This window comes from Nitrospira sp. BLG_2, assembly GCF_049222245.1.
Genome location: NZ_JBLYIG010000281.1, coordinates 1 through 9,125, shown reverse-complemented (window position 1 = coordinate 9,125; position 9,125 = coordinate 1). Strand labels below are relative to the sequence as shown.

Below are 9,125 nucleotides of genomic sequence, written 5' to 3'. Positions count from 1 at the left end.
CCGGTCTCAGCGCCCACAATGCAAAACCCTCATCCTCCAGCCGGTCGACGAGGTCTCGCCACAAATGCTGGCCTTCGTACAACGGCACAAGAGAAAGCTCCACCAATATTCCTTTGATGCGCGGCAACGTCTCGCGCGCGCCATCGAGCACGCGCCATTCAAAACCTTGCGTATCGATCTTCAGAAAGGGTGCGCGCGCACCCTTTACGTATTCTCTTGCAACGATATCCAAGGTCTTAATGGAAACCTTCTCCTCCCCCTCGTACACTGATTCCGGCGCGGCGCTGCGATGCGCCTCAAGCATGGGCAGAAGGGAACTGCTTTGAGAATTACCTGCAATGTTGATCACGGTCTCCCCGTTCTGGTCGCCAAGCGCGCAGGGCGGATATGCCTCCCAGTTACTATCCTCCGCAATGGTCTTCACCAAGATGCTGTGCGCTTGTGAAAGTGGCTCGAACGACACAATCTTGCCCGTATAACCATAGTAACGGATCTCTGATCCGAACTGGCCCGTGTTCGCGCCAATATCCAGGACCAAATCGATCTCGAATTTTCGCAAGGTAGAAACGAGTTGGATGGCGGCAGATTGCGCGGCAGATGGAGAAGAATTCTTAGCCCATGATATCTCAAGGCCAAACACACTTCTCACGATGGACTTGATTAACGTCTTGATACAGCCCCTTTCGTTACCTTGGCTAAAACCGTCTGGCGAGTGTCTTGCGCGGTTGCTCAAATGATCATAGACGATGTGCAGGCTCTTTCCGTAAGCCGGCTATCGATTCCGCCATCTCCTTGAATCTCTCGATGTCCGAAAACGCATCTAAGTGCCGCTTAATTGCTTCGATGGACCAATTCCACCATTCCGATGCCAGCAGAATCTTGATTTGCTCTTCGGAAAATCTATGCCTGATTACTTGAGCGGGATTCCCTCCCACGACCATATAGGGCGGAATATCTTTGACCACAACCGACCCCGCCGCTACTATAACCCCCGTTCCTATTTGTATTCCCCCCGGGATTGTTGCATTTGAACCTATCCAGACATCATGGCCGATGCTGGTTTTGGGAACAGAGTCATCAAATGTCTTCTTCTCTCGGAACCTTGAGGGGCAACCATCATTATCGTTACTATAGAACGCGGGATACGTTGATACAAACGTTCTCGAGGGATGCCTTGCAAGACCGATTTGAACATAGGGTCCGATGGAACAGAATTTTCCCACTTCCACGTTGAACAATCGGGAATTGTATGAAACGTAACTACAGCTCCCCATGCGCACGCAATTCAGAATCGCATGCTCAAGAATAGCCACAGACTCTCCCAAGTGCACGTCGTGAATATTTTGACTCAAGAGAGTACAACCGGGATTCTCTGCGCGAAGCGCCTGCAGCGCTGCATAACTTCGATATGCGCCGATAGCCTTGCGCAATTTCCACACTAAGTAATGAAACGGAAGCCTCAATTGATCGGCTCTGAATTCTCGTCGCCCATGAAGGAATCGGTATTCATTACCAGGAATAGCCAAGTTCAGGTATAGAGCCACCATGGAACCTGCCAAACCTCTCCAGATCCCCGGGACCGAATGTATCCTGCCAGGATCCGCTTTTTCCTTTGCGTACGAACTCTACCGTTTTCAGCATCTCCAAATTAAAACCCTTCGCCTTCTCCAGCTTGCGCATGGAGCTGAATGAGGCGCGTTCAACGGCATGAGCGATCGCGACTTCGGTCGCTTCGATCTCGGCAAACTTCAATGCCTGCTTCAAGGCACTCGCGGTGTCTGAAAGCAAGTCTTCGTAGCGAAGCACCAATTTTGCCTCCAAGGGCGCATTCATCCACCCGGTCACATGAGCGCTCCATGGACCATAGGAATGTTCCGGCCTTGCGGAAAGTTCTATGAATTCATTGAATGGAATAGCTGTGCCGTCCCGCTGGTTGCAGAAATGCCAGTATGAAACCATCGCGTCTCTGCCGTCACGCGCAATGTAGATGGCTCGCTTGATGTACCGTCCGGCCAGTTGGTTGTACGGCACATGTTCTTTGATGATACGGTGTTTAAGTCGATTGCACGGTGAATTCGGATCCAGCATGATGTCGTAATCATGCTTCAGTCCGAAACTCGGCACATATGCGGCCATTTCGACTAAGTCGACCTCTGCGATCTCCGGCCAGATTGCGTAGGCCATGAGATAACGCATCCACGTGTTGCCTGATTTTGGATAAGAAACCAGATAGATATCGGACGCTTTGGGATTCGGCACGCTCCAAAGTGGGGTAGTGCTGCCGCTCGACAATACCCGCTTGGCTTTGTTGATGACTCTACTCAGCAGGCCCACGGTTGATCTCCCATTGTAATGGCGCAGCGATGTATCCGCTTCTTCGAGCGCTCGGCACATGAGAAAGATGCGTCTGGTTTTCCGTCACCTCAAATTCCAGTATATTTTCCATCTCCATGATTCTTTCGATACCCGGCATGCCGGCAAAGGTCTTGACACTGTAGACCCCCGGCATCAACAAGAAAGGCGGCATCGACATCATTTCATGGAAAATTCCAGGTTGACGTGGCTTGCCATGCAAGCCGGTGGTATCGGTATCCATACTGGAGAGAACGACTACTCCGTTCGTGTCCGTGATTTCCACACCGACACGCAGGAATGGTACCGGCACTTTGAGCCGCCAAACGAGCATGATACTGGCGGGCTGATCGACAGGTAACACCGCACAAGATTCATTGTGCTTTCCCAACACCCGTGCTTCGATCAGCCTTGCTTTAGCTTGAGAATCTTCTCGCGTTCGATTTACAAAGGTATGGCTCCGATTAACGACGCCACTCTGAATATATTGGCCTAGAATATTTTCCACGGCGCCTTCTGCGGATATCCGTCCTTTGTCAATCAGGAGGCCTTTCGTGCACAGCTGATTGACTGCGGCCATATTGTGACTGACGAACAATACTGTCCTGCCTTCTTTGCCCACATCTTCCATTTTCCCAAGACACTTCCTTTGAAACTGAATGTCGCCGACCGCCAGCACTTCATCGACGATGAAAATTTCCGGCTCGAGATGCGCGGCAACGGCAAAAGCGAGCCGGATGTACATCCCGCTGGAGTACCGTTTCACCGGCGTGTCGAGAAACTGTTCGACTTCGGCGAAGGCCACGATCTCGTCGAACTTGCGCACGATCTCTGCCCTCCTCATGCCGAGAACTGCCCCATTCAAGAAAATGTTTTCCCTGCCGGTGAGCTCGGGATGGAAACCAGTGCCGACTTCCAGCAAGCTCGACACTCGGCCCCGAATCCTCATTCGGCCGGATGTCGGCTCGGTGATCCGGCTGAGGATCTTGAGCAGCGTCGATTTGCCGGCTCCGTTCCGGCCGATAATCCCGACTCGATCTCCCTGTTGGATGGTAAAGTTGACATCCTTGAGCGCCCAAAACGTTTCATGTGTCACATCATCTTCTGGAGTTGAAAAAGGATGGAGCAGCCTGGATGCAAATCGCTTTGCGCCGTTCGTCAAGACATCCCGTAACGCCGTGTACGGTTCGCGTTGATGGCCGATGAGGTACTTCTTCGACAGGCCCTCGACGGCGATAGCGACGCCCATCAGATCACGTCCGCAAAACTTTTTTCCGTCTTACGGAAATACAAGACGCCGGTGACGGCAATCAGCATAACAAGCACGAGGGACAGCGAGACACCGGGCCAGTACAATTGAGATTCTCCCCCCAGGAGCGCCCAGCGGAATCCATCAATCACACCCACCATTGGATTGATGGAATACAGCAACCGCCAGTGGTCCGGAACGACGGCACTGCTGTATCCGACCGGTGAAATATACAAGCCGAATTGCACGATGAAAGGTATGATATAGCGGAAATCCCGGTACTTGACGTTGAGCGCCGCGATCCACAGACCTGTTCCCATGGCGGCCGCGATGGCAAGAGCCATGAACAGGGGCACGGTCATAATCCGCCAGTCAGGCGTCAGCCCGTACCAGAGCATCAACGTGGCCAACAGCGCTCCCGATAATAAAAAATCCACAAAGCTCACAATCACCGCGCTGGCCGGGATCACCACACGAGGGAAATAGACCTTGGATATCATATTGGCATTGCTGACCAAGCTATTGCCCGCTTCGGTAAAGGCATTGGCAAAAAATTGCCATGGTAGCAGCGCGGCAAAGACCAAAATGGGATAGGGCACGCCGTCGGACGGCATACGTGCGAGCTTTCCGAACACGAACACAAACGCCACCATCGTCAGCAAGGGTCGTAACACGGCCCATGCCACTCCTATGATGGTCTGTTTGTACCGGACCAATATGTCTCGCCATGCCAGGAAATAGAATAATTCACGGTATCGCCACAGGTCTTTCCAATAATGATGTTCGGTCTTACCCGCTTCGATGATCAGCTCAGCTTGACTCTCCATCCTCGTGTTTTATGAATAACCGGTTCTCGTTCGGGACCATATTCTCATCATGACGCGGTCCCTGTCGCTGCCCTGTTGATCACCCCACGCCGCTCCAGTTCTTTCATCACCTGGCTCACACACTCTTCAAGCTCCACGCGCCCCGTTTCCACGATCAGGTCGGGATGCTCCGGAATTTCATAGGGCGATGAGACCCCGGTGAATTCCGCAATCTGGCCTGCACGCGCTTTCTTGTACATTCCCTTGACGTCACGCGCTTCGCAGACTTCAATCTGCGCATTACAATAGATCTCCAGAAAATCGTCATTCGCCACCATCTCTCGCGCGCGCCTCCGATCCGCGTGATAGGGAGAGATGAAGGCCGTCAGCACGATCGAGCCTGCTTCCATGAACAGTTTCGCGACCTCGCTGATGCGTCGGATATTTTCTTGCCGGTCTAAAACTGAGAACCCCAAGTCGCTGCAGAGCCCGTGACGGACGTTGTCACCGTCGAGGACGAAACACCGGCAACCACGCCGGTGCAGGCGGTCTTCTACCGCATGGGCCAGCGTCGACTTACCCGAGCCGGACAATCCTGTGAACCAGATGATCGCGCTCCGATGGCCGTTTTGCGCCTCGCGATGCGCACGGGTCACAGTCGTCCGATGCCAGACGACGTTGGTCGCTCCCGAGGGCGTGGTGAGTGAAGCGCGTGGAATATGACGTACTGATTTTCCGGACATTCGTATGGCTCTCTTTTCATTGGGCGAGCCAATTGCTCGCTGCTCTCTGACGCTGACTACTCCTCATACATCCATGGATCTCCGTGAAACATGAAACCCTGGCAGTCTATCAACACATATTGTCGGCATGTCGGGTCAGTTCATTACACCGCCACCACATCATGTACATCGATCTCCACGGCCGCCGCTTGCTGAATAAGTCGCACTCCGATCACTAAGCGATGCCGCTTCTCTTTTCGCAACAGAATGCCCTGGGCACCCTGCAACGGCCCATGAACAACTTCCACCTTCATTCCTTCATGAAGATAGGGATGGGGATCATACGGAAGGACGCTCGTTATCAGGCATCGTAAGGCGTTGATTTCCTCCTCGGGGATCGGTTCGGGCCGATTTCCGCTGCCGACGATTTCGACGACGCCCACGATCTTTTGTACAGGCGCCTTTTCGAATTGAGAAAACCGCACGAAACAATACCCCGAGAACAGCGGGACCTCGATTTCTTTTTTCCTGTCTTTCCACTGGCTCAGGCGTTTGACCGTCGGAAGCAACGGCTCGATTCCTTGCTTATCCAACTGATCCCGCACCAGTTTTTCATGTCGGGATTTGGTGCGGAGTGCGTACCAGTTGAGATTGTCTGTCTGGTCCATGGTCTATCTCGTCTGTCTGATCCGTTTCCTCCGTCTGGCCTTTCTCATTTGTATCACCGATCTGTTACCAGAGAGGCTAGAACACTCTTCAACGAAAAGGTCGCTCAGACGCAGCTCCGCCCTTTCACTTACAGGAAACAGAAAAACAACCGGGCCACAACACTCAGGCCGATGGGGCAAGCGCTATGATCTTGCTATCCGGAACATGACGCTGTCTCAATTGTGTACGGTGTCCCGCCGTTTGATCGAAATCCGCCAGTAACACCGCATCGAATTCCCATTCACTGAGCGCTTCCGGCGGCCAGACCGGATAGGACAAGAACGCCTCTTGCTGGTGATCATCTACAAATCCGACCAAGGTGATGTGCATTTCTCGGAGCGACAAATAGGCCATTTCCGCCAGTTCACCGGTTCCGTATATGACGACTCGTTTCGTTCCATTCCTGGCCGCGCGGGACAGCGTCTCTCGCAGCCGCGCACGCATCTCGCGGTAGTGAGACAGGGAATATTCCATATAGAGGTACGTCAGTCTTGATTTCTCGGCAAACCCTTGCGGAGTCAGTAAATACCGAACCCGGTGTGAGGGGATTGTGGTTATCTTGATATGGCCTTTCCGTGCCAACCGCTTAAGATAGAGATTGGTCAGGCCCAGCGCAACCCCTAGCTTTGAAGCGAGAGATCGTTGAGTAACCGCACCATCTCGCTCCACCTCGGTCAGCAGGAGAAGATCTCGTTGTCCTTGGAGATTCATATAGTTAGAACCAAACGTTCAGAATATGAACACAGACTTGACGTGGAGTCAAGAGTGCCACGAAGAGTTTCCCTTGAGTTTTGACTTATATGTGAAGAACAGTGAGTGGAGAGGGCTGTGATAAGACCTTGGTGATCGCTGCGGTGACCTGTGCGACAGTGAACCGATCAAGACAGTCCCAATAAGGACAGGCTTTTCCGATACATTTGTCACAAGTGGGAACATCCGGCCGCAGCAAGACTCCCGTCCCAAGAGGTTTCCATCTCACCGGCAAATTGTTTCGTCGCGGGTCAAACAAGGTGACGGTGGGGATACCCAAGGCTGCCGCCAAGTGAGCGGGCCCTGTCGCTCCTGAGACGACGACATGAGCATTGGCGATCAATGACATCAGTTCTCGCATTGACAGATGACCCATATGATCCGCTACCCCTGATGGAAGCGCCGTAGACCCACATAGTTCTTTTCCAAATTCAGTTCGTTCCTGATCACTGCCTGTCAGCACGACACCATACCCTTTGTCCGTCAAGGTCACGACAAGGTCACGGTAATGCTCCAGCCGCCAGCGGCGTGCAGAAATTCCTCCCGGGTGGACCACGACGCGTGGACTCGGTAATCCCGACCACCGGAATGCACCGGCGACCCGTTCGGCCTCCGTCAAGGTGAGCACCGGCGGGCTTATAGGCTGAGGGCTCAACCCCAAGCCCTTCAACATCTCAACGTTGTACTCTGATTCATGTTTAGAAAATTCGCTGCGATGTTCATAGATATGGCGATTGGCCAGCAGGCTATACCAACGATATCTTGTTGCAACTCGAATCGGCACACCGGCCACCCATGCGGCCCACATAAGACGACGAAACGGTTTCAGAAAAATCGCCGCTTCAACTCCCTGTGAAAAAGCGAGACGGAGTTCCTTGAATGGGTCTGTAAAGCGAATCGTTCGCACATAGTCTACATCGGGATGGCGATCGAGAAGTGGCGCGACGGTAGGGCTGGTGAGAAACCCAATTGTGGCGCCTGGCGCAAGCCGCCTGAGTTGGGTCGCCACGGGAAGAGAGAGCAGGACGTCGCCGATGCCGTCCGGGCGAACGATCAGGACATTCATCGACATGGTACATGAGCCGCCAACAGCGGCCGTATAACATCGACAACGTGGGCCGGCTTAATGAGATGAAGGCATTCCAATGCAGGATCGTGTCGGCAAACACGACTGAAACAAGGGCTGCAAGGGATCCGATTGGTCAGTACCTGATGGCCGTCTCCGTACGGTCCGGTTCGCGCCGCACTCGTGGGTCCGAATATCGCGATTACCGGAACCCCGAGAGCCGCAGCGATATGCATTGGCCCGGAATCGTTTGTGATCATGACGGTCGCTTTCGAGAGCAGTGCCGGCAAGCACCCTAATGGGATATCACCGCTCAAATCGATGAACGGACGATCCGTCAGAGCTCTCAACTTATTCATGTATGCGCGTTCATCTTCGCCTCCTATCATAACGACCGGATCACGATGTGTCTCATGCAGCTGATCCACGACAGCGGCGAAGGACGCCAGCGGCCAGCGCTTGGTCGGCCACCGCGACCCAATGTTCATGGCGACCCATGGCCTGTCCACCGAAAAACCTCTGCGCCGGCAGAGCTCCCGAACGGCCGTCACGTCCTTCTCCGGCAATCTAAAATCAAATCGAGGTTTGTCCGTCAGAGATGCTCCCAACGCCGCGGCAACCGAAAGATATCGATCGACGGCAGGGATATCGGGATTGGGGACCGGTACGCGTTGAGTATAGAACCATGGGCTCCCTTCCCTCCCATTTGCGAATCCGATTCGTGTCGGTGCGCCGCTGAAGCGTGCCAAGATGCCGCTGCGAAACAGCCCTTGCAAATCTATGGCGAGGTCAAACCGCTGGGCGCGCAGCGCCCGGCCTTCTCTGATCCAACTGCGTACCGTCATCTCCACAGGCCAAACACGGTCGATTCCTTCCGCCCGCTCGACAAGGTCAGCCCACTGGCGCTTCACCACCCACGTAATATGCGAACCTGGCCATTGTGTTTTGATCGCCGACACGACTGGAAACGCGTGAACGATGTCCCCAAGAGAACTGGGCTTGATCAACAGGATACGAGCGTTCTTCAAAGGCAATGAAAAACTGCTGTCCAAAGAGTTGATAGACGGCACCGGACGACCTCCCCGCGAACCTCGCTCGTCGGAGACTCACGGTCCGAATCTTTTCATGGGCGGCCTACGGAACGGATTGGAACCTGAGGAAAATAGAGTTTGTCGAGCAGTGCCTTGCCGCTCCGCTCGTCCGCCGTTCCCCGTCTCTCTTGGAGTGATCTCCAGAGGCGCTGCCAAGCCCGTAGGTATGGCAGCAGCGTCACATGGCGTCGCACGTTGCTGTGCTGACGCACGATCCGCGAGATCCATTCGCAGTTGCCGGGAATCGAGGCATCGTAATGATCTTGGACCAGCGGCTCCAATCGAGAAAAGAACATCGTGATGTTTCCACCATCGCGAGAAATCAGATGCTTGACCTCGTACAACCCATGTTTTTTGGCCAACCGGCGCAATGACACAACA

10 protein-coding genes and 1 pseudogene are annotated in these 9,125 nt (G+C 53.8%); all 11 read right to left on the bottom strand.

The features are described from left to right. Window positions 1-640, bottom strand: a 640-nt coding sequence (locus ACOSYY_RS07780) for an FkbM family methyltransferase (protein ID WP_421661700.1), incomplete at its 3' end; no start/stop codon positions are given. 97 nt (window positions 641-737) lie between these two features. Further along, window positions 738-1,547 (bottom strand): CatB-related O-acetyltransferase, encoded by an 810-nt coding sequence (locus tag ACOSYY_RS07775; protein WP_421661699.1) that lies wholly within the window; start codon window positions 1,545-1,547, stop codon window positions 738-740. Further along, entirely contained in the window at window positions 1,510-2,334 is an 825-nt protein-coding gene (locus ACOSYY_RS07770; RefSeq protein WP_421661698.1) for a sulfotransferase domain-containing protein, read from the bottom strand. Before ACOSYY_RS07770 ends, ACOSYY_RS07775 begins: the two co-directional genes overlap by 38 nt. Further along, window positions 2,318-3,601 (bottom strand): ABC transporter ATP-binding protein, encoded by a 1,284-nt coding sequence (locus tag ACOSYY_RS07765; protein WP_421661697.1) that lies wholly within the window; start codon window positions 3,599-3,601, stop codon window positions 2,318-2,320. The genes ACOSYY_RS07770 and ACOSYY_RS07765 overlap by 17 nt, the downstream gene beginning before the upstream one ends. After that, on the bottom strand, window positions 3,601-4,428 hold the full coding sequence (locus ACOSYY_RS07760; protein ID WP_421661696.1) for an ABC transporter permease: 828 nt from the start codon (window positions 4,426-4,428) through the stop codon (window positions 3,601-3,603). The genes ACOSYY_RS07765 and ACOSYY_RS07760 overlap by 1 nt, the downstream gene beginning before the upstream one ends. A 47-nt stretch (window positions 4,429-4,475) precedes the next feature. Further along, the gene (gene cysC, locus ACOSYY_RS07755; RefSeq protein WP_421661695.1) at window positions 4,476-5,150 is read right to left on the bottom strand and encodes an adenylyl-sulfate kinase; all 675 of its coding nucleotides are present in this window, start codon (window positions 5,148-5,150) and stop codon (window positions 4,476-4,478) included. Between the two features lie 143 nt (window positions 5,151-5,293). Continuing rightward, on the bottom strand, window positions 5,294-5,797 hold the full coding sequence (locus tag ACOSYY_RS07750) for a UpxY family transcription antiterminator (protein WP_421661694.1): 504 nt from the start codon (window positions 5,795-5,797) through the stop codon (window positions 5,294-5,296). A 163-nt stretch (window positions 5,798-5,960) separates the two neighbouring features. Beyond that, on the bottom strand, window positions 5,961-6,548 hold the full coding sequence (locus tag ACOSYY_RS07745) for a winged helix-turn-helix transcriptional regulator (RefSeq protein ID WP_421661693.1): 588 nt from the start codon (window positions 6,546-6,548) through the stop codon (window positions 5,961-5,963). An 85-nt stretch (window positions 6,549-6,633) separates the two neighbouring features. Further along, entirely contained in the window at window positions 6,634-7,659 is a 1,026-nt protein-coding gene (locus ACOSYY_RS07740) for a glycosyltransferase family 9 protein (protein ID WP_421661692.1), read from the bottom strand. Beyond that, entirely contained in the window at window positions 7,650-8,723 is a 1,074-nt protein-coding gene (gene waaF / locus ACOSYY_RS07735) for a lipopolysaccharide heptosyltransferase II (RefSeq protein ID WP_421661691.1), read from the bottom strand. The genes ACOSYY_RS07740 and waaF overlap by 10 nt, the downstream gene beginning before the upstream one ends. A 53-nt stretch (window positions 8,724-8,776) precedes the next feature. Then, window positions 8,777-9,125: pseudogene (locus ACOSYY_RS07730) on the bottom strand (class I SAM-dependent methyltransferase); the annotation flags it as partial.

Bases quoted from the DNA above. Each gene is read 5' to 3' on its own strand.
- ACOSYY_RS07775 (WP_421661699.1), bottom strand. From the start codon at position 1,547: ATGGTGGCTCTATACCTGAACTTGGCTATTCCTGGTAATGAATACCGA.
- ACOSYY_RS07765 (WP_421661697.1), bottom strand. From the start codon at position 3,601: ATGGGCGTCGCTATCGCCGTCGAGGGCCTGTCGAAGAAGTACCTCATC.
- ACOSYY_RS07760 (WP_421661696.1), bottom strand. From the start codon at position 4,428: ATGGAGAGTCAAGCTGAGCTGATCATCGAAGCGGGTAAGACCGAACAT.
- cysC (WP_421661695.1), bottom strand. From the start codon at position 5,150: ATGTCCGGAAAATCAGTACGTCATATTCCACGCGCTTCACTCACCACG.
- ACOSYY_RS07750 (WP_421661694.1), bottom strand. From the start codon at position 5,797: ATGGACCAGACAGACAATCTCAACTGGTACGCACTCCGCACCAAATCC.
- ACOSYY_RS07745 (WP_421661693.1), bottom strand. From the start codon at position 6,548: ATGAATCTCCAAGGACAACGAGATCTTCTCCTGCTGACCGAGGTGGAG.
- ACOSYY_RS07740 (WP_421661692.1), bottom strand. From the start codon at position 7,659: ATGTCGATGAATGTCCTGATCGTTCGCCCGGACGGCATCGGCGACGTC.